The sequence below is a fragment of the Kitasatospora sp. NPDC088548 genome, from assembly GCF_044753005.1.
Lineage (GTDB): Bacteria > Actinomycetota > Actinomycetes > Streptomycetales > Streptomycetaceae > Kitasatospora.
This window is the reverse complement of the sequence record NZ_JBIVMI010000048.1, coordinates 16,143-37,510: the sequence shown is the minus strand read 5'-3', so window position 1 is coordinate 37,510 and position 21,368 is coordinate 16,143. Positions and strand designations below refer to the sequence as shown.

The window sequence follows — 21,368 nt, the reverse complement described above, 5'->3', positions numbered from 1 at the left end:
GATACGCGCCGACCTCCACCTCGGCCTGCTCCAACTCGCCTGCAGCATCATCTGCCTGCGAAAGCTCCGAACCTCATTCTGAAACGATCAGTTAGTGTCAACAGGCTGTGCCGGTGTAGGGTTTCCAGCTTCGCTGGTGCGGACTCCGCCGTGGTCGGAACGCATCGAAGTAGCCGGCTCACCCTTGGAGGACAGGTGCCAGCGGTTCAGCGGATCACCTCCCGCAACGCCCGGTTTCAGCAGTGGGAGGCCCTGCTCACCAACCGGAAGAAGCGGAGCCAGCTCCGTGAATTCCTGGTCCAGGGGGTTCGGCCGATTTCGCTGGCCGTGGAGTACGGCTGGCCGATCAACGCGCTGCTCTACGACGACCGGCGGAAGCTGTCGGGCTGGGCGCAGGAGCTGCTGCGAACGACCCGGGCCGAGCGGATCGTGATGGCGCCGGAGCTGCTTGCGGAGCTGGGCGAGAAGACCGAGGGCGCGCCCGAGGTGATCGCGGTGGTCGGCATGCCGACGGACGACCTGGGCCGGATCGAGGTCGGGCCGGACTTCCTCGGTGTCCTGTTCGACCGGCCGACCATGCCGGGCAACATCGGGAGCATCATCCGGTCTGCGGATGCCTTCGGCGCACACGGGATGATCGTTTCGGGCCACGCTGCCGATGTCTACGACCCGAAGGCCGTGCGGGCGACCACGGGCAGCCTGTTCTCGCTGCCGTCCGTCCGGGTGCCGGGGCCGACCGAGGTGATGGCCTGGGTGGAGCAGCAGCGCACCGTCGGTCACCCACTGGTCCTGGTGGGCACGGACGAGAAGGGTGACGCGGACGTCTACGACTTCGACCTCACCCGGCCGGTGCTGCTGCTGGTCGGAAACGAGACGACCGGGCTGGCCGGCCAGTGGCGGGAGCTGTGCGACTACACGGTGAGCATCCCGATGACGGGGACGGCCAGTTCGCTGAACGCGGCGAACGCCACGACCGCGATCCTGTACGACGCTTCCCGGCAACGGATCGCCGCCGGGAAGCGTCCTCGCTGATCGCAGGTCAGGTCCAGGTGCCGCCTGCGGCGGCACGGCGGTATACCTCCAGGTGCTTCGCGGCGATCACGTGATGACCCCACCACCTCTCCGGCGTGGTGGGGTCTCTACTCGCAAGGCACGGGAGGAGCAGCACCCATGGCCGACCTGGACCTGTTCGGCGCTCGTTGGCGCAAGAGTTCACACAGTGCCCAAGAGGGGCAGCGCGTCGAGGTGGCTCCCGACTATCCCGGGCTCGTCCCTGTCCGTGACTCCAAGGACCCCGTGGGCCCCGCGCTCGTCTTCCGCACCGCCACGTTCGTCGCGTTCGTCGCAGGCGTCAAGGCCGGGGAGTTCGGCACCGTCTGATCGACGGCATACGGTGGCGGACCCGGACCGGGTGTGGACGGTCACGCAATTCCCCAGGCTGTCATCCCGTCGTTCCGGAGGGGTGTCCGGAGGCCGGCGTGCCTAAAAGCGGCCCGAACTACCGCCCTGAGCGGAGGCCACACGAATTCACATGACAGCTGCGGCCGGCTCCGCGATCATTGGCCGATGGCCATGAAACCGGACATTCTCAGCCTGAGCATCATCTGCCCACCGCCCGGCGAGGACGCCTTGGAGGTCCGCCCGGTCGTCAATGGCCGGGATCTCCTGGCCGACGTGTCCCCCCGTGGTGGGGGACCAGGCCCCTGGTACGCGGGAGGAAGCCCCCGGCGTCTGTTGGGCCCGGCCAGGCCGTTGCATGCCACTGCGACGCCCCACGAGGTTCTCCTCGCTCGATCCGGGTGCGGCCTGGAGCGCTGCTGTGGTGCTCTGTACGTGACGGTCAGGTGCGACGAGGAGCACGTCGTCTGGGCAGGCTGGCGCGACCCGGCCAATCAGGACCTCGGCCTGCCGGAACTCCGGTTCACCGCGGGCCAGTACGAGGCCGCGGTCCTGCGAGCCGAAGAGGACCGCAGCTGGGAGTGGCCGGCAGGAACGGTTGCGACGCTGCTTGAGGCGGGGCTGAGGGACCGCGAGGACTGGCTCGTCAGGTGGGACTGCGAGTTGGAAGCCGTCTGGACCTCCCGCGAGGAACCCGATCGAATCCACCTCGTTCTGAGGCACCCCCGTAACCGGGCCGATACGGATCTGCCCTGGATCCAGTTCGGGACGACCCTCCCGATCTCCGCGGACGACCCGTCGGACCAGGCCGAGCACCTTGAAGCGTGGCTGACCGCAGGCGATCCCCGTGCCACCGCCGAGGTCTGGGGAGCTTCGCAGCCCGAGGAACTGGGCTACCCATGGCCGGCCGAGCCGCTGTTCATGGGAACGGCAGGGCGAGGCGAGGTCAGGCCCCTCCCGCCCTTGGGCACCCACTCGCAACCGCCATCCCCGTGAGGACCGTGACCGTGCGGGTGGGGAATCACGTAATGCTGATCATGTAGATCGTGGGGAAAGGCGTGACCACCGACACCGCAACCGCAAGAAGCTCGGTCCCGTGGCGGGCGCCCCCGCCCAGGCCGGGGGCCGTACAGTCCTGGCCATGACGACCGACACCACCGCCGCGTCGTGGCGCGAGATCGAACGCACCACCGTCTTCAGCAAGTTCGGCCGGTCCGTCGACCGCGTCGTCTTCGAACTGCCCGACGGCAGGACGGAGGAGTTCTACCTGAAGAGCGAGCGCCCGGCCGGCGCGGTGCTCGCCCTCACCACCGATCAACGCGTCATCCTCGCCCGCCAGTACCGGCCCGGCCCCAGCCGCGTCCTGTCCGAGCTGCCCGGCGGCTTCCTCGAACCCGGGGAGCAGGCGGCCGACGCCGTCGCCCGGGAACTGCTGGAGGAGACCGGCTACCAGGGCGAGGTCCGGGCGGTCGGGCCGTACTGGCACGACGCGTACTCCGACACCCGCCGGTTCGCCTTCGTCGCCATCGGCTGCACCAAGGTCGCCGAGCCGACCCCCGAACGCACCGAGTTCATCGACGTCGTCACCGTCGGCCTGGAGGAGTTCCGCACCCGCATGCTTCGCATGGGCGAGATGACCGACACCGCCGCGGCCTACCTCGCCCTGGACCACCTCCGGCTCCTGTAGCCCTTGGCGTCCGCGCGGCCGGGTGTCCGGCTGTCGAGTGGCACGGCCGCACAGGGTGGGTGCGTGCCGGATGGTGCCATCTCAACGGCTGTTCGCGGTGGGGAAGTTATCGCTTCGAGGTGCGTCCTGGTGCGTCGGCGACAGACGATCTTCTGGTTGCTCTAGAGTCGGTGCGAGCTTCCCGGTGGCGCCCCCCGCTGCCGGGATTTCGTGTTCTCTGGGCGGAGTTGGATCTTGCGAAACGTGCGTCTGCCGGACCGGGAAGCGCTGGGATCTGTCCCACGGATCGGCTGGGGGGCCCGCGTCCGGGGGGCAGGGGCGCCGCTGGCGATCAGGCCTTACCGGCTGCACTTCACCGCCCGTTTGCTGTCGTGGACCGGGTCGGCGGTCTCGCCGATCGGCCTGGCGTTCGCGGTGCTGCACATCGACGGGGGCGCCAGCGCGCTCGGGCTGGTGCTGGCGGCCGGCGTTGCGCCGCAGATCCTGCTGCTGCTGGTGGGTGGCGTCGTGGCGGACCGGCTCTCCCGGGCCCGGGTCATGGTGTGGTCCAACATCGTCTGCGCAGTGGCGGAAGCGCTGGCCGTCGTGCTGCTGTGGGCCGGGGCCGCCCGGGTGTGGCACCTGGTCGCGATGTCGGCGGCTTGCGGGGCCGCGTCGGCGTTTTTCAACCCGGCGGCCGGCGGCATCGTGGTGGAGGTCGTGCCCGCCGAGATGCGGCACACGGCGAACGCGCTGCTCAAGATCGGGCAGAACACGGTGAAGGTGGCGGGACCCGCGCTGGGCGGTGTGCTGGTCGCGGCCTTCGGGTCGAGCTGGGTGATCGGGTGGGACGCGCTCACCTTCGCAGCCTCGGCGGTGCTCTTCGCGCGGATCGACCTCAGCGCGGGTCCGGTGAAGCTGAAGGCCCGCTTCACCGCCGACCTGCGCGAGGGCTGGGACGACTTCCGTTCCCGGCGCTGGCTGTGGGTGATGGTCAGCCAGTCCGCTCTGGTCGTGCCGGTGTGGTTGGCCGGCTACCAGCTGCTCGGCCCGGTCTACGGGGCCCGGTTCCTGGGCGGTGCGGCGCCCTGGGGCACGGTTGTGTCCGGGTTCACCGCCGGGCTGGTGGCCGGCGCCGCCGTCGCGCTGATGTGGAAGCCCCGTCTGGTCGGGCGGATGGTGTGCCTGGGCACCGGGACGATGGCGCTTCCGCTGGCCGCGATGGCGCTCGCCGCCCCGTTGCCGGTTCTTGTCCTGGCGACCGCGGTGGCCGGTACGGGGCTGGCGATCAGCATGACCGTGTGGGCCTCCCTGGTGCAGGAGCGCATCCCGGCGGACCGGCTGAGCCGGACCACGTCGTACTCGACGCTCGGCCAGATCCTGCCGGTTCCCCTCGGGTACCTCCTCGCGGGGCCGGCCTCCCACGCCTTCGGAGTCCGCTCCACCCTCGCCGCCGGCGCCCTGGTGATCGCGGCGGCCGCCGTCGTGCCGCTGGCGCTCCGTCAGGTGCGCCGGCTCTCGCTGGCCGCCGCCGACGAGGTGACGGCAGCGGGCGGTGAGCTCGTCCCCGCGGCCCGGGCGCCGAGGTAGAAGGCACGGGCGACCTCGATGGCGCCCGCGAAGTCCCGGAACGCTCGGTCGCGGGCCGCCGCGTCCAGCACCTCCCGCTCGGCGTCCGCCTCCAGGTTCCAGCGGGCCGCCAGGTGCCGGCCGATCCGGTCCGGGTCCAGGTGGGCGGGGCTGCGGCGGGCATCTCCGGCTTCGACGGCCGCGTTCAGCGCGAACGCGGCGGCGACCGCTGAGGTGGTCGGCAGGCCCGCGTCGATCAGCTCTCCGGCCTCGGCGCGGGTGGACGGCCACAGCGACCAGGCGCCGTCCAGGCGGGCCGAGCGCACCATCAGGCGAAGCAGCACCTCGCCGGGCTCCAGGCCCCGGATCTCCTCGGGGGTGAGCCAGAACGCCAGCTGCTGCCGCGACATCCCCGCGGTGTCCACTCCCTCGGCGGCGGCGACCCGCAGCGCGGCGCTTTCCAGATCCGCCGCCCCGGTCGCGTTCCGCCGGGCGACGGCGGCCAGGACCCGCGCCCGCCACCGGCCCGCGAAGTGCGGGTCGTACAGCTGCTGGTGCTGGAGCACCGCGAGGAACGGCGCCGTGCCGGTGTCCTTGCCGGGGCGGAAGGTCGCGGCCCAGTACCGCACGAAGCTGGTCCGCCACGGCTCCTCGACCCACGCCCCGGCGCCGGTCACCGGCGGGAGGCCAGCCGCGACCAGGGCGAGCGCGCGCTCGGCGTCCTCCCGTTTGAGGTCGTACGGGTGGGTGCGGCGCCAGACCTCCACCCTCTCGAACGCCTTGGTGGCGCCAGCCGCGCGGGCACCGTGGCCCAGGGCCGGCCACGAGCGGCGGGTGTAGGGCAGGGCCCCGGCGAACGCCCGCACGCTGCCGTTGCCGTACGGGTGCGCGAGCGCCTGGAAGCCCTCCCCCTCGGGGAAGATGCCGTGCTCGGCGACGACCTCCCCCAGGAAGTCCGGGTGCGCGTTGCGCAGGTGCGGCGCCCAGCCCATTGCCGGCAGGTCCTCGGTGAGCGCGATCCCCACCGTCACCGTGGACTTCACCGAGTCGGTGTGGATGCCCTGGAAGTCGCCCTCCCGGTAGAGGACCACCGCGCCGCCGCGCGGCACCAGGCGCGCGATGCCGGTCGCCTCGCGCAGCCGGGCCAGCAGCACCTTGTCGTAGGCCAGGGCCTCCAGTACCGGCCCGGGCGGGACGAAGCCGCAGTGGACCGGCGAGGCGAACGAGCCGTCCCGGTGCGAGCTGGTGTGGTCGTGCACGTGCGGGGTGACCAGTTCTAGGCGCCCGCGTGACTCCTCGAACAGGGCCTGGAAGCGGTCCGGCGCCAGCACGCCGGGCAGCAGGGCCGTCCCGTTCTCCTCCCAGGCCGCGCGAGCCGGGAGCCGTTCCGCGAGCGCTTCGGTGTCCATCGTCCCCTCCGGATCTCTCGTCTCGGACAGCCGCCCGGTGCCTCGGCCAGGCAGGGGCCCGGCGATTCCCGATCGCCCCGTGCAGCTGACGATAAGTCAACAGCCGGTCACGACCCGCATCTACGGCTCGCGCGGGGGCTACGGTTGAAATCCTTGAATTCCGGGGGAAGGCGACTCATGTCCGACCGCGCCCGCAACACAGCCCTCCAGAACCTCATCCGTGAGACCGGCTGGAACAACGGCCAGTTCGCCCGCGCGGTCAACGCGGTGGGCACCGAGATGCGCCTGGGGCTCAAGTACGACGACACCGCGGTCTGCCACTGGCTGACCGGCACCACCCCGCGGGCCAGGGTCCAGCCGGCGATCCTCGAAGCCCTCAGCCGCAAGCTCGACCGGACCATCACCAGCTCCGTCGCGGGCTTCAGACCGACCACCCTGGTGGCGGCTGGCCAGCCGGATACCTCGACCGCCCTCATTGAGCTCTGGAGAGCAGACATGGACCCCTCCCGCAGGACGGTGCTCGGCGCCGTCGGCCTCTACTCGGTTGCCCTGGCCGTCCCCGGCTGGCAGGACGTCATAGGCCGTGCCCGGCACGCTCGCCAGGCCAGGACCCGTATCGGGGCGAACGAGGTTGCCACCGTCACCGCCATGTCCGAGCGCCTCTCCCAGATGGACGACGAGTTCGGGGGCCGCCTGGCCCGCCCGCTCGCAGCCGCGTTCCTGGGCAGCACCGTCGCCCGCTATCTGGAGTGCGACGCCTCCGAGGCCACGAAGAAGGCGATGTGCTCGGCCGCCGCCGACCTGGCCTACCTGACCGGCTGGATGGCCGTCGACGAAGGCCAACACGGGCTCGCCCAGCAGTACTACACCCAGGCGCTGAACCTCGCCGGAGCCGCCGAGGATCACCTGACGTATTGCACGGCACTGCGCGGCATGAGCGTCCAGGCGGTCGGACTGGGACACGGCCGCAAAGCCCAGCAGTACGCCGACGCCGCAGCGGAGGCCGCCCCGGCGGCCGGCCCGAGAATGCGGGCCTTCCTCGTCGGCCAGCAGGCCCACGCCTCAGCCGCCGTCGGTGAGCAGCACACCGCCCTGCGTCAACTCGCCGAAGCGGAGTCAGCGCTCGACAAGGCAACGTCGGGATCGGTGTACGTCGCCGGCTACCACCCTGCAGCCCTGCACTACCACGCCAGCCATGTCCTGTTCGAGCTGCGCGACCTCGGCGGCTCCATCATCGCGATGCAGGAGTCCAACCGCCACCGCCCGCCCACCGAACGCCGCGCACGAGCCCTCTCCACCGCCCTCCTCGCGGAACGCCAGTTTGCCTTCGGCCACCTCGAAGCCGCCTGCGCCACCTGGAACACCTTCCTCGACGACTACCAGCACGTCAGCTCCGCGCGCTGCGACGACCACTTCGCCTCCCTGCGGCACTGTGCTGCCCAGCACCGCGGCAACAGGATCGCCCGCGCGCTGGGCGAGAGGGCACGAACGCTGGCACCCACCGCCGACCGCCGTCCCATCTGAGCGACCATGTCGATACCTTGGACCCGCCTGGTAGTCGCGGCAGGTGAAAGCCCACCTCACCGGGCGCCCCGGACGGGCATCCTGGGGTGATGAACCGACGATGACCCCGACACCGCTTCCGCGGTCTGCCACCGTTCGTTGCCGTTGCCGTTGCCGCGGATCGGACACCTCTGCCTCCGGGCGTGCACGGTCGTTGTATAGGATTCTGCGATGTTCAACCTTCGCGCGCGCACCGTGGTTTTCGATATCGACGGCACACTCTGCTTCGACGGACGGACGATCGATGACCGGATTCTCGCGGCGATCGACGAGTGCCGGCAGGCCGGCTTTCACGCGGTTTTCGCGTCCGCCCGGCCGGTCCGGGATCTTCTGCCCGTGCTCGACGGGGCCTTCCCGTCCGCGACGCTGATCGGCGGGAACGGAAGCCTCGTCTCGGTCGACGGTCAGGTCCGGGCTCGGGCCGCGTTCGACCCCGCCACGCTCGGCGCGCTGATGGACGCGGTCGAGCGGTACGGAGCGACCTACCTCGCGGACGGGCCCTGGGACTACGCGTACACCGGACCGGCGGACCACCCGATCCGGGGCCGTGTCGATCAGGGAAACCTCGCGAACAGGGTGGACATCGCCGAGCTTCCCGAGGTCGTGAAGTTCCTCGTTGTCGGCACGGCGGACACGGCGGACACGGCGGACATGGCGGAACTCGCCGAGGCCGGTCGAGGGCTGGGGCTGACGGTCAACCATCACCTCGATGAGGGGATCATCGACTTCGCGCCGGGTTCGACGACGAAGTGGGAAGCCCTGAAGTGGATGGGGCTCAGCGAGTACGTCGCGTTCGGCAACGACATCAACGACTTCGATCTCCTGCGGAACGCGGAGCGGGCAGTGCGCGTCGGCTCGCACCCGGGTCTGGACGAGGTCGCGCAGGTCACCGTCGCGGCCGACCCGGAGGCGGTCGCGGCCGAGATCTCACTGCTGGCCGAGGCGGCCCGGACCAGCCTCCCGGCGACGGCACCCTGAAACCCCGCCCCGCCCCCGGTCACTAGGAGACCAAGGCCGCCCGCCAGGTCCACGAGGCCTTGCGCGGGCGGCCGTTCAGCTCTCCCCGCCCGGTGCACCAGAGCAGGACGTCGGCCGGTTCGCCCGGCGGCGCGCCGGGGAACAGCCGGGCCAGCACCGCGGCGCAGAGCCCGGCCGGCGGCTGCCAGGGCAGGCCGAGGCCGCAGGTGATGTCGTGGGTGTGCAGCAGGGTCTCGGCCACGCCCATCGCGGCGAAGCCGGGCGGGTCGCAGGGGCCGTGGTGCCAGGCCCGCAGCCCGGGCGGGGCCGCGTCCAGGGCGGTGGCCAGCAGGTGGGCGCAGGCCGTGACGACCGCCAGCACCTCGCCGGGGTCGGCCTGTTCGCGGACGGTGAGGTCGAACGGCAGATACCGGTCGGTGGGCCGCGCGGCGAGCTGGCCGGCGTAGGCGAGCAGGTCGTGCGCGACATGGGCGGCCGTCTCCCGGCAGCTCCACTCCAGCAGTCCGGCCGGGGCCTCCCAGCCCGGCCCGGCGGTGTGCGGGCCGAGGGCCCGCAGCAGTTCGGCCAGGGCCGCGCGTACATCGTCACCGTTCATCACATCGCTCCTCTGCCCAGGGCGGCCCGCATCATGCGGGCGATCCCGGTTCGGCGCTACCCCACGATCTCCCCGTCGCAGTCGGACCCGCAGCGCCCGAGGTGGTCGATGCACCTGTACCGCAGACAGCCGGTGCAGATCCTGAGGTTCTCCATCGACCAGCTCTCGCGGTGGCAGGAGCAGAGCGTCCTTTCGCGGAGCCAGGCGTCCCAGCCGGCATCTCCGCCGATGGCCGCGTAGCACCAGGCCACGTACTCGGCGACGACCGCGTCCTGCAGATCGCTTCGCCGCTTGGCTCCCCGGTGCCGGTCCAGCGGGGTCAGGAACCAGCAGTAGAGCGCGAAGAAGACCTTCCCGTTGACCAGCCAGTCCGCACCCCGGCCGCTCTTCTCCCAGGCCCGGGCCAGCTGTCCGACGCGCTCCCCGAACGGGCGCGAGGTGTCCATGACGACCGGATTCCCGCTCTGTGGCGGGGGCTTCCTGATTCCGGAGAGCAGGCCGACCAGGGTCGACACCCCGTTGTCCCAGTCGGCGGAGAGGTCCAGCCACTGGAGGTCGCGGAGGGTTTCCCCGCCCCCGATCGTCCGGTCGGGGATGTCATGGGCGGAGAGCTTCAGCGGAATGAACCAGGCCCGGTCGGCCGGATACTTCCGCAACTCGTCGATCGCGAGCACCAGCTCTTCGTTCATGTACGACTTCGACCGCTCGGCACAGTGGGAGGAGAAACACGCCAGGAAGAACGCCCCCTGCTCGATGGCCGACCTGATCGAGCTGCGCCACCGAGCGCCGGGCCGGATGGAGTCACGGTCCAGCCACACCTCGACGCCGCTCTGCCGTACGGCGGCGACAAGCCTGTTCACCGTTGGTGAATCCTCGCTGACATACGAGACAAAAGCATGTCCAGCCATTTCCGAACTCTCTTCTTCCGCCCGGACGACGTGGGGACTCCGTCCGGGCGCACCGCGCGATGAGCCGGTCGCCTGCGGCGGTTGCCCCCTACTGCTTATCGTCAGTCTGACACAAGGTGGCTGATTCCACATCAGTTCCGAAGGGGTGGAGGGGAGTCCGTGCACGACCGCCGCCCGCGTGTCCACTCCGTCCGGCCGCGCGCCGGGTGCTACTGCTGGTGGGTATCCCCGGAACCACCCGAGAAGGCAGGTATCCCATGGCCAGAATCGCCGTGATCGGCGCCAACGGCACCATCGGCAGCGCCATCGTCGCGGAGGCGGTCGCGCGCGGACACCAGGTGACGGCCGTCGTCCGCGACCCGGCCCGATACCAGGGCACGGCGAGGGCGGTCGTCCAGGGCGACGTCCTGAAGCCCGAGGACGTGGCCCGGGTCGCGGCCGGCCAGGACGTCCTGGTGAGCGCCGTCGGCGGCGGCGACGGTCCGGGCCACGTGGCGCTGGTCGAGCCGGCCGCCCGGGCGCTGGTCGAGGGCCTGCGGGCGCTCGGCGGCGAGGCGCCCAGGCTGATCGCGGTCGGCGGCGCGGGCAGCCTGGAGACCGCGCCGGGCGTCAAGGTCTGGGACGCCCCCGGCCTGCCGGACTGGCTGCTGCAGATCATGCACGCCCACGGCGCGGCCCAGGAGTACTTCTCGGGCGTCTCGGACGTCCGCTGGACCACGCTCAGCCCGGCCGCCGAGATCGGGCCGGGCGAGCGGAGCGGCCGCTACCACACCGGCCTGGACCAGCTGCTCACCGACTCCGACGGCAAGAGCTGGATCTCGGTGCCGGACTACGCGGCCGCCCTGGTCGACGAGATCGAGCAGCCCGAGCACATCGGCGAGCGCTTCACCTGCTGTGCCGCGTGAGCGCCGCCGGCCACGGCTGAGCGCACGAAGCTGAGCGCACGAAGCTGAACGCCCGCAGCTGAACGCCCGCCGCGTCGTCCGAACGCCGCCGCCCGCCCCCGGCCGGCCTCAGCCCAGCTGGACCGAGCGCTTCGCGAGCCCCATCCAGAACCCGTCGATCACGCTGCGCTGGCTGCCGAGGTCGGCCTCGCCGGCGCCGAGGGTGACGAACAGCGGCGCGAAGTGCTCGGTGCGGGGGTGGGCGAGCCGCCCGGCCGGGGCCTTCTGCTCGAAGTCGAGCAGCGCGTCCAGGTCCTGGGCCTCCAGGGCGCGCCGGCCCCAGTCGTCGAACTCGGCCATCACCGAGGTCACCCGGCCGTCGGAGCTGAGCGCCCGCAGGTTGTGGGTGAAGAAGCCGCTGCCGACGATCAGCACGCCCTCGTCGCGCAGCGGGGCGAGCAGGCGGCCGATCTCCATCAGCCGCTGCGGGTCCAGGGTGGGCAGGGAGACCTGGAGGACGGGGACGTCCGCCTCCGGGAACATCTCCACCAGCGGGACGTACGCGCCGTGGTCCAGGCCGCGGTCCGGGATGTCCTGGACGGGCATGCCGGGGGCGCGCAGCAGCTTGCGCACGCGTTCGGCGAGCTCCGGTGCGCCGGGGGCGGCGTACTGGACCCGGTAGTAGTGCTCGGGGAAGCCCCAGAAGTCGTAGACCAGCGGCACGGTGGTGACGGCGCCGAGCGCGAGCGGCGCCTCCTCCCAGTGCGCGGAGACCATCAGGATCGCCTTCGGGCGCGGCAGTTCGGCGGACCAGGCGGCCAGCTCGCCGGGCCAGATCGGGTCGTCGGCGAGCGGCGGCGCGCCGTGCGAGAGGTAGAGGGCGGGCATGCGCTCGGGGGCCGCGGTGCTCATGGGCGTCTTCCTCTGGTTCCTCAGGTTGGTCCTGGTGTCGACGGGTGGATCCCGTGAAGCGGGCAATCCCAAAGTAGTTCAATTTTGAACCTCGACACGTCGACCGTACACCTTCGTTCGAATTTGAACAACAGGAGTACGCTTCCTCCATGCCCTCCTTGAACGAACCCCGCTGGCTGGACCAGGACGAGATGGCCGCCTGGCGGGGCTTCGTCGCCGCGAGCAACCTCCTCAACCGCCGGCTGGAACGCCAGCTCAAGGAGGACTCCGGCCTCTCCCACACCCAGTACGAGATCCTGGTGCACCTGTCCGGAGCCCCGGCCGGCTCGCTGCGGATGACCGAGCTGGCGGAGAAGCTGATCACCTCCAAGAGCGGCCTGACCTACCAGGTCACCCAGCTGGAGCGGATGGGCCTGGTCGGCCGCCGGTCCTGTCCGAGCGACGTGCGCGGCGTCTTCGCCGAGCTGACCGACCAGGGCCGGGAGGCGCTGCGGCAGGCCGCGCCCGGGCATGTCGCCCTGGTCCGCGAACTGCTGATCGACGTGCTCAGCCGTGAGCAACTCGCCGTCCTGGCCGAGGGGCTGGGCGAGGTCAGCGCCCGTCTGCGGCTCGACGACCGGGCGTGACCGGGCCCGCGGCCGGGTGACGGCCGCCCCGAATTCCTTTCGGGAAGCTTCCGGCCCCTCTGTCGCCCGGCCACCCCGACCGTGATCGAATATCGCCGAACAGCGTGACGGCCTGGGGCCGGAGGGGTGGGGGAGTGTTCGGCGAGATTCTGCTTGACCTGGTGACGGCTCTGTTCGTTCCGGATCTGGGCGGCGGACGACGTAAGCGCGAGCGGGACAGGGTGGCCTTCCACAAGGGGGAGGCGGTGACCTTCGAGGGCCTTGTCATCGGTGAGCCGCCGTACTGCCGTCCGTCCTACGGCTTTCTGCACGCCTCCCGCACCTCGCTCTGCACCTCGCCCACCAAGGAGGTCGAGACGCTGCGCCGGCCCATGCCGCTGGACCGGCTGGAGCTGGTCAGGGTGCGCCGTCGGCAGAAGTCGGATCCGCGCGGCATCCGGCCGTACTTCGAGGTCGCCGAGTGCCGGGACGGCGAGGCGGAGGTCCTGATCGTCTGCGCCCCGGAGCACATGGCGTACGTCCGAGAAGCCCTCGGAGGCGGGTTCGGCGGATTTCATTGATCTCGCACCTGCTGGGCGGGCGGGCGATCTGCCATCTCGCATACTGCTGAAAGAGTGCCCTTGAGATCGCATCTGCGAATGCTGCTGCTCGCCCTCGGGTAGTCACTCTCCCGGGTCGCACCGGCGCGGCCCGGGAGGAGTGCGCTGTATGAGCCGCCAGTCGAGCCCCCTGCCGAGGTCCCAGTCGAGCCCCGTGTCGAGCCCGCCGCCGGTCCTCGGTCGGGGCGGGCCGCCCGCCACCGTCCGGCTGCACGGTCACCTCGACCGGCCCGCCGATCTGACCGTCGACCAGCTGCGCGTCCTGCCCGCGCACCGGGTCGAGGTCGTTTTCGACTGCCTGACCGGGGGCGAGCAGCGCCACGGCTACGAAGGTCCCGCCCTCTGGGACGTCCTGCGCGCCGCCGGCCCCCGGATCGACTTCACCGGCCGCAAACAGCGGCTCCGCTACCTGCTGGCGGTCAGCGGCGCGGACGGCCACCGTGCCGTCGTCTCCTGGGCCGAGATCGACCCGGACTTCGGTGGCCAGCGTATCCTGCTGGCCACCAGCATGGACGGCACCCCGCTGGACACCTCCGGCCCGCAGCTGGTCGTCCCGGCCGACCGCTGCGGCGCCCGCTACGTCAGCGGGGTCACCGCCGTCTGGCTCGGCCCGCTCGACCCGCTCGGCCCGCTCGGCGAACCGGGCGTGATCGCCGGGCCCGCGTCCGGCTGACACGCGCCCCCGGGGCCCGCGCCGTGCGGGTCCTGTACGGCACCCCCCAACTGGGCTCTGCCGCCCGCCGCTTGTGCGCGACCCCGGCGTGGCGCCTGACGGCGACTCGGGGAAGATGGGCCCCATGAGCATCGATCTCGCCTTCGCGCAGCGCTTCGCCCGGGAGTGGGCCGCCGACTGGAACTCCCGCGACCTGGAGCGCATCCTCGCCCACTACACCGACGACGTGGTCTTCGCCTCGCCCAGGATCGTCCAGTTCATCGGCGATGCCTCGGGTGAGGTGCGCGGCAAGGACGCCCTTCGCGCGTACTGGGCCAAGGGCCTGGAACTCCTGCCCGACCTCCACTTCACCCTGGAGGACGTCCGGGCCTCGGTCGACACCGTCGTGATCAACTACCGCAACGAGCGCGGCCAGGCGGTTGCCGAGGTGCTGACCTTCCGGGACGGACTGGTCTGCCGGGGCCTCGGCGCCTACGGACCGGAGGCCTGACCGGGCTCGCTGCGGGGGTGTTCCGGGTCAGCCCGTAGTCGCCGTGCGGACCTCGGCCACCAGGGCGCGCCAGTCCACCCGTCGGGGCGTTCCGTCGGCCGTGGCGCGGTCCGCGCGGCTGTCCGTTCGGGCGGCGGTCCGTGCGGCCGCGCGGGTGGTGGCCGCCTCGGTGCGGCAGGCCCGGCACCGCCGTTCGCCGCTCACGGGGCGGAAGGCCCGCTCGCAGCCGTGACAGGTGGCCAGCCCCGTCGGCGGCTCGGCGGGAGCGGCCGGCTCCCCGGGCATCTTGCCCTCCAGCCGCCACCGCAGCAGCGCCGCAGGTGACTTGACCCGCGCAGGGAGCCCGGCCGTGAGCGCTTCGTGCAGCGCGGCCGAACTCACGCCCCTGGCCAGCCACTCGGCCGCCAGTGGCGCCAACGTCCGCGCCTCGCGCGCCCCGAGCAGCAGGCGGGGATCGCTGCGCCGCAGCTCCAGCAGCACCCGTTCGGCCGCCGCCAGCTTCGGCGCCGTGGCCGTAGGGGTGGCCGTGCGCTCCAACTCCGCCTCCGTGCCGGTGGTTTCGGGCGGGACCGGGAGGGGGGAAGTGTTCTCCCCGGGTGTTACCTCAGGGAGGTCGGTGCCGGACGCCCGGCCGTCCGCCGCGCCGCACGTTCGTTTCCCGGCATCCGGGCGCCGGTCGCGCCGGTCGCGGCGGTCGTGGAAGTGCTCGCCGAACAGCCGCTGCGCCTCCGCCGCGCTCAACGGCACGCTCGACACCAGCGATTCGGTCCGCATCTGCCCGGCCGGGTCGCGCCACTTGGTGGTGTGCAGCAGTCCGGCGCGGGCGAGTTGGCGGCGCGCCCGGTCCGAGGTGATGCGCCCGCCGGTGAGGCCGGCGGTCAGCGCCGTCACCGTCGTGGTCCGGGCTTTCGCCGAACCCAACGCCAGTGCTCGGACAAGCAGTCGAAACGCGGAGTCCGACAACTCCTCGTCCCACACCAGCGCGTTGGCAATCTGCGTGAAGTCGCGCGACGGCGCGATAGCATGCAACAGCATCGTCAGTGGCCTTTTCCCACTTGGCGGATGAAGAGCCCGGCCAGGTGCTCTAACACGTGGCCGGGCTCGCCCCATTCTTCGGGGGCGACCCGTTTCTGGCGGTCACGCTACACCCAAATGACGCCCCGTCAACACGCTGCGCATTGAAATGATTACCCGCTGTGGTGATGATTTGTGTCCTTGACCGGCCGCAGCTCCGGCGCCAGCGGCTCCGCCTTCGACAGCTTCACCGCCGTCCCGCGTGCCAGGTCGAACGCCGCCACCGGGTCGTTCTCCTCCGTCCACGGATGGCAGCCGCACCACGGGCCGATCGCCCGGAACTGCTCCAGCGCCACGTCGTACAGTTCGGCCTTGCCGCTGTAGTGCGCGAGCAGGTGCCGGAGCGCCGGCAGCCGCTCGTCGTCCGCCGGGACCAGCGCCAGCGCGCCCGCGACCGCCCTCAGCCGCCGCTGCGTCGACTCGGCGGTCAGCATCGAACCGACGGTCTTGCGCTCCTCCCGCTCGGCGAGCGCGTGCAGATAGATCCCGGCCAGCGGACTGCCCTCCGGCGCCCCGTCCATGGCGCGCTCGGCGAAGGCCATCATCTGCTTGTCGGAACCGAACCACTTGGCGCACCAGTACTGCATGGCCTGCCAGTGCCCCTGGTAGTGGTGCGGGGCCCGCTCGACCAGCCCGCTCCAGAGCGGCTCGAACTGCTCCGGCTGGTACCGCGCGCCGCGCGCCGCCGTCACCATGACCACCCACGGACCCGGGTTCTCCGGAGCCAGCAGCGTGGCCCGGCGCGCCGCCTCGATCGCGGCGGGCAGCAGCTCCCGGAACTTCGCCATGTCCGCCGCGGGCACCTCGTGGGCGTACGCGGAGCCCCGGATCGCCCACGCGGTGTGCACCAGGTGGCTGGCCTCCACGGTGGCGGCGTCGCAGTTGCCCGGGTCGGCCGAGCGCCAGGCCGTCAGCCAGGCGTCGTCCTCCTTGGCGATCGCCCCGAGCAGCTCCAGCCGCGACCACCGCTCGTCCCAGTCCCGCCCCGCGGCCTCGACGAACGCGGCGGCCGGCCGCCAGTCCCCGCCCCAGGCCGCGTCGGCTATCGCCTGCGACTCCTTGCGGCGGTGAACGGGCAGCGGCGGCCCGGCCCGGCGCGGGTCGAGCCGTTCGCGCGGGGCCAGCCCGTACGCGGCCGCGTCGAACTGGGTCTGCGCCCAGTCCGCCGCCTTGGACTGACGGGTTTTCTTGAGCGCGAAGAAGACGAGAACGGCCACGAGAAGGACCAGAAGATGTGTCACGAGGAAGCATCATCCCTGGTCGGAAGGGGTGAGGGCAACGTAAAAACGACTCGCCCGACGGCCTTTTCCGTGGAAACATGCCCTATATGGGGACGATTCTGCACGGCGCCCGCGTCACTCTCCGTCCGGCCACCACGGACGACATTCCGGCCCTCGCGGCCATCCGCGCCGCACCCGAGGTCTACGAGCGCTGGCGCGGGGGCGACGACCTCGCGGACGCCGTCGCCTCGGACCTCCAGGAGAGCGACACCGAGAGCCTCGCGATCGAGCTCGACGGCCGCGTCGTCGGCGCCATCCAGTGGTACGCCAACAACGACGACGAGTACCGCCACGCGGGCATGGACATCTACCTCGACCCGGCCACCCACGGCCGCGGCCTCGGTGCCGACGCCGTCCGCACCCTCGCCCGCCACCTGGTGGACGACCTCCACTACCACCGCCTGATCATCGACCCGGCCGCCGACAACCAGGCCGCGATCCGCTGCTACGCGAAGGTCGGCTTCCGCCCGGTGGGCACGATGCGCCAGTACGAACGCGGCCCGGACGGTACGTGGCACGACAATCTGCTGATGGACCTGCTGGCCGACGAGCTCGTCGATGAACCCCGTCCGTGAGTGGACGGTGCCCGGGCAGGCGGCTCCGGTGAAGCCGAGCGTGTAACAGAGCACTGAGAGGTGGGAGTTGGCGGTTCTTATTCCTCGCCTCTACACCACTGCACCTCTACGCGCTTTCGACCGCTGTGCCGATCCCGAGCGCCAACAGCACGCCGCCCGTGGTCCGTTCGAGCGCCCGGTGCACGCGCGGACGCCGCAGCCAGGTGAGCGCCCGGGTGGCGACGACCGCCACCGTCAGCAGCCACGCCCCGGCGATCACGGCGTCCACCACGCCGAACAGCATCGTGGTGGCGAACCCGGCGTTCCCGTCCGACAGGAACTGCGGCACCACGGCGACGAAGAACACGCCGACCTTGGGGTTGAGGAGACAGCTCAGCAGCCCCTGCCGGAACGCCCGCGCGGCGGTGGGTGCCGGGGTGGGCGCTGACGTGGGCGCGGCGTCCGCCGGTGTCCCGTCCGTGCTCTTCCCCGGCCGGTACCGCCAGAGCGCCTGCGCCCCCAGGAACACCAGATACGCCGCCCCGGCCAACCGGACCACGGTGAACGCGGTGTCCCACCGCTGCAGCACCGCGGCCAGCCCCAGTGCGGCGAACATCGCCCAGACCAGCGACCCGGCCGCCGAGCCGAGGGCGGTCGCGGCACCGGAGGCCCGGCCACCGCGCATGCAGTTGCGCAGCACCAGCAGGGTGTCCGGGCCGGGGGCGATCGTGATCAGCAACGCGAAGAGCGCGAAACCGGCCAGAGCCGTCATGGGAGGGTGCTCCTTCTTCTTCCCGTTCCTCTTGTCCTGCTCGGCTCGTTCAGCTGCTCGGCTCGTTCAGCAGCCGCAGGACCGCCGGACCACCAGGCGCGCCGGGAACATCCGCGCACCCGCCTGACCCTCCTGCGGTTCCTTGCCCAGCACCAGATCGACGGCGGCCCGCGCCATCTCGTCCTGCGCGGTGGCGACGGTGGTCAGCGCCGGCCCCGCGATGACGGCCTCCGCGATGTCGTCGAACCCGGCCACCGCCAGATCCTCCGGCACCCGGATCCCCAGATCGTCGGCGGCCCGCAGCAACCCGATCGCCTGGTCGTCCGTCGCGCAGAACACGGCGGACGGCCGGTCGGGCCGCGCCAGCAGCACCAGCGCCTCGGCATGGGCCCGCACCCGGTCGAACGGCGCCGACGTCAGCCGCCCCTCCGTCGCCAGCCCGGCCTCCGCCAGCGCCGCCGCCCACCCGGCGGTCCGGCCGGTCACCGGATCGTTCGGGCTCAGCGCCAACGTCCCGCCGAAGCAGTGCACCTCCGCGTGCCCGTGCCCCAGCAGATGCCGCACGACCTCCCGGGCCCCGCCCTCGTCGTCCGCCACCACGGCAACGCCGCTCTCGGTCTCCGCCCGGTGATGCAGCAGCACCACCGGAGTTTCGTTCCCCGCCCCGAGCCCGGCCACCCCGGGCACCGCCGGATCCTGCGTGACCAGGATCAGCCCGTCCACCTGCATACCGAGGAACGCCCGGATGTAGTGCGCCTCCCGCTCGTCCACATAGTCCGAGTTCCCGATCAGCAACAACCGCCCCCGCGCCGCGGCCGCCTGCTCCACCATGTGCGCCAGCCCGGCGAAGAACGGCTGCCGCGCATCCGGCACCACCATCCCGATCAGGTTCGTCCGCCGCCGCGCCATCGCCTGCGCGACCCCGTTCGGCCGGTACCCCAACTCCTCGACCGCCGCCAGCACCCGCGCCCGCGTCGCGGCAGCGACGGGCCGCGGCCCATTGTTGATCACATAACTCACAACCGCGGTAGACGTCCCCGCCACCCTCGCCACATCGTCCCGCGTCACCCTCGCCATGCCCGCGAGCCTACACACCACCCCTGACAGGCCGATTCGCTGTCCATAACGGGCCGGAGGAGCCCCGCCGGGGCGGGGAAACAGGCCAGGGCCATCACGACGAGGCCGGCGATGATGGGACCAACCCCGGGTGTGCGGGGAAGCGGGAGGATCTATGTACGACGAGTACAAGGAGCCGGATCCCCTCACACCCGGGGAGCAGGCCACCAGACCCGAGGGGGTGGCCGGGGCCAACCCCGCACGCGCGGGGAGCAGCCCCACAGGGCGTACCGAGGGAGATCATCCCCGGGACCAACCCCGCACGCGCGGGGAGCGGATCCCGGCAATCCCGCCCAGCAGCCCCAGCAGGGGACCAACCCCGCACGCGCGGGGAGCAGCCGACCCGACCGAGGACAAGCGCAGCGCCTTCGGGACCAACCCCGCACGCGCGGGGAGCAGTCTTGCTGACCTGCGACTTTAGCTGGCCGACTGCCCGATCTGTGCAACTTTCAGTGAAACGGACATATCGACCATTCCTTTCCGCGGGTCGGCAGCAACGCCAACTTTGCTGCCCGAGCCGGGTTGTGCCAGCAGGCACGGGCCGCGCGGCAGCCTACCCCGTGCGGCACCGGTTCCGGCCGCTCGCAGGGTCGGAGGGCAGTCTGGGCGGTGAATCCATGCGGTGGCGCGTCAGGCCATCCGTTCGACCGCCTCGAAGATGTCGGCGCCGCTTTCCTTCTGCGACTTTGGCAGTGCGTCCCAGTCCGCCACGTAGCTCGGCTTCGGGTCCTCGATGTACTTGTGGACCTTCGCGAGCCGGCAGAGCGCGACAAAGCGTCCCTTCTGCTCGTGTGTGAGCCCGGCCGTCGTGTCGCCACGCACCTTCGCGAAGTCCGCACCTTCCCGAACACCGCCGCCGCGGAACGACGTTTCCAGTCCGGCATCTCCTCCCGCTGAACGATGTGTCCCGGCTTCGGCTCCCCGGGGAAGTGCCGTTTCACCCCGGCGACCCACGCTCCTCGGAAGATGCCAGTCGTCGGCCATGGCCATCGCCCCTTCTCGTCAGCCGGCACAGGACAACGCCGAGACCTGATAATGCAGTTCAGCTCCGGGCCGACGACCTCGACCTGTGACCTTCGCCCGGCAGGTGATTGACTGCACCGCATGGACCTCGCGCGAGCGTTCCCCGCATGCACGGACGTGCTGACGAGCTGTTCCGACCGGAATGTCGGCCGGTATTCCCTCGCCCGACAGGATGGCCTGGCATGAGCATCGGTGGCATGTCGCCGGAGCCCGGTCCTGTCTCGAAGGCCTGGGAGGCACCACCTTTCGACCCCGAACTGGGCGCGGCGCTGGCGGCTTTGGGAGACGCGGCAAGGGAGCCGCTCACCCCGGAGAGCCTCGCGGCCCGGCAGGAGCGGGATGTTGCGGCCAGGCCCAGGCCGACGGTCCGGGATCTCCGGGCCGGCGGCCGCTTCGAGGTGGACGAACTGCGCGTGCCAGGAACGTCGGACGGGCAGGACGTCACGCTCGTGAGTGCGCGGCCCGCCGGGATCGCCGGGCCGTTGCCGCTGCTGTACTACATGCACGGCGGCGGAATGGTCATGGGCAATGCGTGGTCCGTACTTCCGCAGCTGCTCCACGAATGGTCTCTCACACTGGAGTTGGCCGTCATCTCGGTCGAGTACCGGTTGGCACCGCAGGCGCAGTACCCCGGGCCGGTGGAGGACTGTTACGCCGGATTCGTCTGGGCGGCCGCGCACGCGGCCGACCTGGGCATCGACGCGGACCGCATCATTGTCGGAGGGAAGAGTGCCGGCGGCGGACTCGCCACGGCACTCGCCCTGCTCACCCGTGACCGGGGCGGGCCCACGCCGATCGGGCAACTGCTCCTGTGCCCCATGCTCGACGACCGCAACAGCACCTTCTCCAGCCACCAGATGGCCGGCATCGACACCTGGGACCGAACCTCCAACGCAACCGCGTGGCAGGCACTGCTGGGCGACCAGTACGGTGCGGCGGACCTGTCGCCCTACGCCGCACCCGCCCGCGCCACGGATCTGTCCAGGCTGCCCCCGGCCTACATCGAGGTCGGATCGGCCGAGACCTTCAGAGACGAGGACGTGGCCTACGCCAACGCGATCTGGCAGGCCGGTGGCCAGGCCGAACTGCACGTATGGCCCGGAGCCTTCCACGGCTTCGACACCTGTGCGCCACAGGCGGCCCTCACCCAGGACGCCCGCAACGCCCGTTACCGCTGGCTTCGGCGCATCCTCACCCAGTCCGATGCGAGTAACGGACCTGCCTGCTGAGCGCGTTACGGCGGCCGGGCGATTGAAGTCGGGAGTTCGTCGTCGGTGCT

General features: G+C 71.5%; 22 protein-coding genes and 1 pseudogene. 14 read left to right on the top strand and 9 right to left on the bottom strand.

The window, feature by feature from the left end:
* Positions 1-195 precede the first annotated feature (195 nt).
* The 5 genes from ACIP82_RS36280 to ACIP82_RS36260 all read left to right on the top strand — a co-directional run bounded on the left by ACIP82_RS36280 (position 196) and on the right by ACIP82_RS36260 (position 4,654).
* A complete protein-coding gene (locus ACIP82_RS36280) occupies positions 196-1,032 on the top strand; it encodes an RNA methyltransferase (protein WP_400659827.1) in 837 nt (278 codons plus the stop codon).
* Positions 1,033-1,170: 138 nt separating this feature from the next.
* Positions 1,171-1,380 carry a DUF397 domain-containing protein gene (locus ACIP82_RS36275; RefSeq protein ID WP_400659824.1) on the top strand — a complete coding sequence of 70 codons (210 nt, stop codon included), beginning with the start codon at positions 1,171-1,173 and terminating at the stop codon, positions 1,378-1,380.
* Positions 1,381-1,833: 453 nt separating this feature from the next.
* Positions 1,834-2,394, top strand: a complete 561-nt coding sequence (locus ACIP82_RS36270) for a hypothetical protein (protein ID WP_400659821.1) — start codon at positions 1,834-1,836, stop codon at positions 2,392-2,394.
* 145 nt (positions 2,395-2,539) lie between these two features.
* Positions 2,540-3,085, top strand: a complete 546-nt coding sequence (locus ACIP82_RS36265; protein WP_363614754.1) for an NUDIX hydrolase — start codon at positions 2,540-2,542, stop codon at positions 3,083-3,085.
* Positions 3,086-3,448: 363 nt separating this feature from the next.
* Entirely contained in the window at positions 3,449-4,654 is a 1,206-nt protein-coding gene (locus tag ACIP82_RS36260; protein WP_363614752.1) for an MFS transporter, read from the top strand.
* On the opposite strand, the gene ACIP82_RS36255 is transcribed toward ACIP82_RS36260, so the two are convergent.
* Positions 4,567-6,042, bottom strand: coding sequence for a hypothetical protein (locus ACIP82_RS36255; RefSeq protein WP_400659817.1), 1,476 nt, complete (start codon positions 6,040-6,042; stop codon positions 4,567-4,569). The genes ACIP82_RS36260 and ACIP82_RS36255 overlap by 88 nt on opposite strands.
* A gap of 177 nt (positions 6,043-6,219) precedes the next feature.
* On the opposite strand from ACIP82_RS36255, the gene ACIP82_RS36250 reads away from it, so the two are divergent.
* Entirely contained in the window at positions 6,220-7,566 is a 1,347-nt protein-coding gene (locus ACIP82_RS36250; RefSeq protein WP_400659814.1) for a tetratricopeptide repeat protein, read from the top strand.
* A 210-nt stretch (positions 7,567-7,776) separates the two neighbouring features.
* Complete coding sequence (locus ACIP82_RS36245; protein ID WP_400659811.1) at positions 7,777-8,583, top strand: HAD hydrolase family protein; 807 nt, start codon at positions 7,777-7,779, stop codon at positions 8,581-8,583.
* 22 nt (positions 8,584-8,605) lie between these two features.
* Here ACIP82_RS36245 and ACIP82_RS36240 read toward each other — a convergent pair whose 3' ends face one another.
* Positions 8,606-9,178 (bottom strand): maleylpyruvate isomerase N-terminal domain-containing protein, encoded by a 573-nt coding sequence (locus ACIP82_RS36240; protein ID WP_400659809.1) that lies wholly within the window; start codon positions 9,176-9,178, stop codon positions 8,606-8,608.
* 56 nt (positions 9,179-9,234) lie between these two features.
* Positions 9,235-10,086, bottom strand: a complete 852-nt coding sequence (locus ACIP82_RS36235; protein ID WP_400659806.1) for a toll/interleukin-1 receptor domain-containing protein — start codon at positions 10,084-10,086, stop codon at positions 9,235-9,237.
* Between the two features lie 257 nt (positions 10,087-10,343).
* On the opposite strand from ACIP82_RS36235, the gene ACIP82_RS36230 reads away from it, so the two are divergent.
* Positions 10,344-10,991 (top strand): NAD(P)H-binding protein, encoded by a 648-nt coding sequence (locus ACIP82_RS36230; protein WP_363614733.1) that lies wholly within the window; start codon positions 10,344-10,346, stop codon positions 10,989-10,991.
* A gap of 108 nt (positions 10,992-11,099) precedes the next feature.
* On the opposite strand, the gene ACIP82_RS36225 is transcribed toward ACIP82_RS36230, so the two are convergent.
* Positions 11,100-11,882 (bottom strand): dioxygenase, encoded by a 783-nt coding sequence (locus ACIP82_RS36225; RefSeq protein ID WP_400659803.1) that lies wholly within the window; start codon positions 11,880-11,882, stop codon positions 11,100-11,102.
* A 158-nt stretch (positions 11,883-12,040) separates the two neighbouring features.
* On the opposite strand from ACIP82_RS36225, the gene ACIP82_RS36220 reads away from it, so the two are divergent.
* From ACIP82_RS36220 to ACIP82_RS36205, 4 genes are all read left to right on the top strand, one after another.
* Positions 12,041-12,508, top strand: coding sequence for a MarR family transcriptional regulator (locus ACIP82_RS36220; RefSeq protein WP_363614758.1), 468 nt, complete (start codon positions 12,041-12,043; stop codon positions 12,506-12,508).
* Between the two features lie 161 nt (positions 12,509-12,669).
* Positions 12,670-13,068 (top strand): hypothetical protein, encoded by a 399-nt coding sequence (locus ACIP82_RS36215; protein ID WP_400659800.1) that lies wholly within the window; start codon positions 12,670-12,672, stop codon positions 13,066-13,068.
* A gap of 148 nt (positions 13,069-13,216) precedes the next feature.
* Complete coding sequence (locus ACIP82_RS36210) at positions 13,217-13,780, top strand: molybdopterin-dependent oxidoreductase (protein ID WP_400659797.1); 564 nt, start codon at positions 13,217-13,219, stop codon at positions 13,778-13,780.
* Between the two features lie 124 nt (positions 13,781-13,904).
* The gene (locus ACIP82_RS36205; RefSeq protein ID WP_363614725.1) at positions 13,905-14,270 is read left to right on the top strand and encodes a nuclear transport factor 2 family protein; all 366 of its coding nucleotides are present in this window, start codon (positions 13,905-13,907) and stop codon (positions 14,268-14,270) included.
* A gap of 27 nt (positions 14,271-14,297) precedes the next feature.
* On the opposite strand, the gene ACIP82_RS36200 is transcribed toward ACIP82_RS36205, so the two are convergent.
* Positions 14,298-15,305: a hypothetical protein gene (locus ACIP82_RS36200; RefSeq protein ID WP_400659794.1), complete on the bottom strand. Its 1,008-nt coding sequence runs from the start codon at positions 15,303-15,305 to the stop codon at positions 14,298-14,300.
* Positions 15,306-15,457: 152 nt separating this feature from the next.
* Positions 15,458-16,585, bottom strand: a complete 1,128-nt coding sequence (locus ACIP82_RS36195; RefSeq protein WP_363614721.1) for a hypothetical protein — start codon at positions 16,583-16,585, stop codon at positions 15,458-15,460.
* A gap of 86 nt (positions 16,586-16,671) precedes the next feature.
* Here ACIP82_RS36195 and ACIP82_RS36190 point away from each other — a divergent pair, with 86 nt between their 5' ends.
* Positions 16,672-17,199, top strand: a complete 528-nt coding sequence (locus ACIP82_RS36190) for a GNAT family protein (RefSeq protein WP_363614719.1) — start codon at positions 16,672-16,674, stop codon at positions 17,197-17,199.
* A gap of 106 nt (positions 17,200-17,305) precedes the next feature.
* Here ACIP82_RS36190 and ACIP82_RS36185 read toward each other — a convergent pair whose 3' ends face one another.
* From ACIP82_RS36185 to ACIP82_RS36175, 3 genes and pseudogenes are all read right to left on the bottom strand, one after another.
* A complete protein-coding gene (locus tag ACIP82_RS36185) occupies positions 17,306-17,950 on the bottom strand; it encodes a LysE family translocator (protein ID WP_400659789.1) in 645 nt (214 codons plus the stop codon).
* Positions 17,951-18,016: 66 nt separating this feature from the next.
* Positions 18,017-19,027, bottom strand: a complete 1,011-nt coding sequence (locus ACIP82_RS36180; protein ID WP_363614715.1) for a LacI family DNA-binding transcriptional regulator — start codon at positions 19,025-19,027, stop codon at positions 18,017-18,019.
* Positions 19,028-19,696: 669 nt separating this feature from the next.
* Positions 19,697-19,950, bottom strand: a pseudogene (locus ACIP82_RS36175) (hypothetical protein).
* Positions 19,951-20,271: 321 nt separating this feature from the next.
* Between ACIP82_RS36175 and ACIP82_RS36170 the strand changes: the two are divergent.
* Positions 20,272-21,318: an alpha/beta hydrolase gene (locus ACIP82_RS36170; RefSeq protein WP_400659786.1), complete on the top strand. Its 1,047-nt coding sequence runs from the start codon at positions 20,272-20,274 to the stop codon at positions 21,316-21,318.
* The last annotated feature ends 50 nt before the right edge of the window (positions 21,319-21,368 follow it).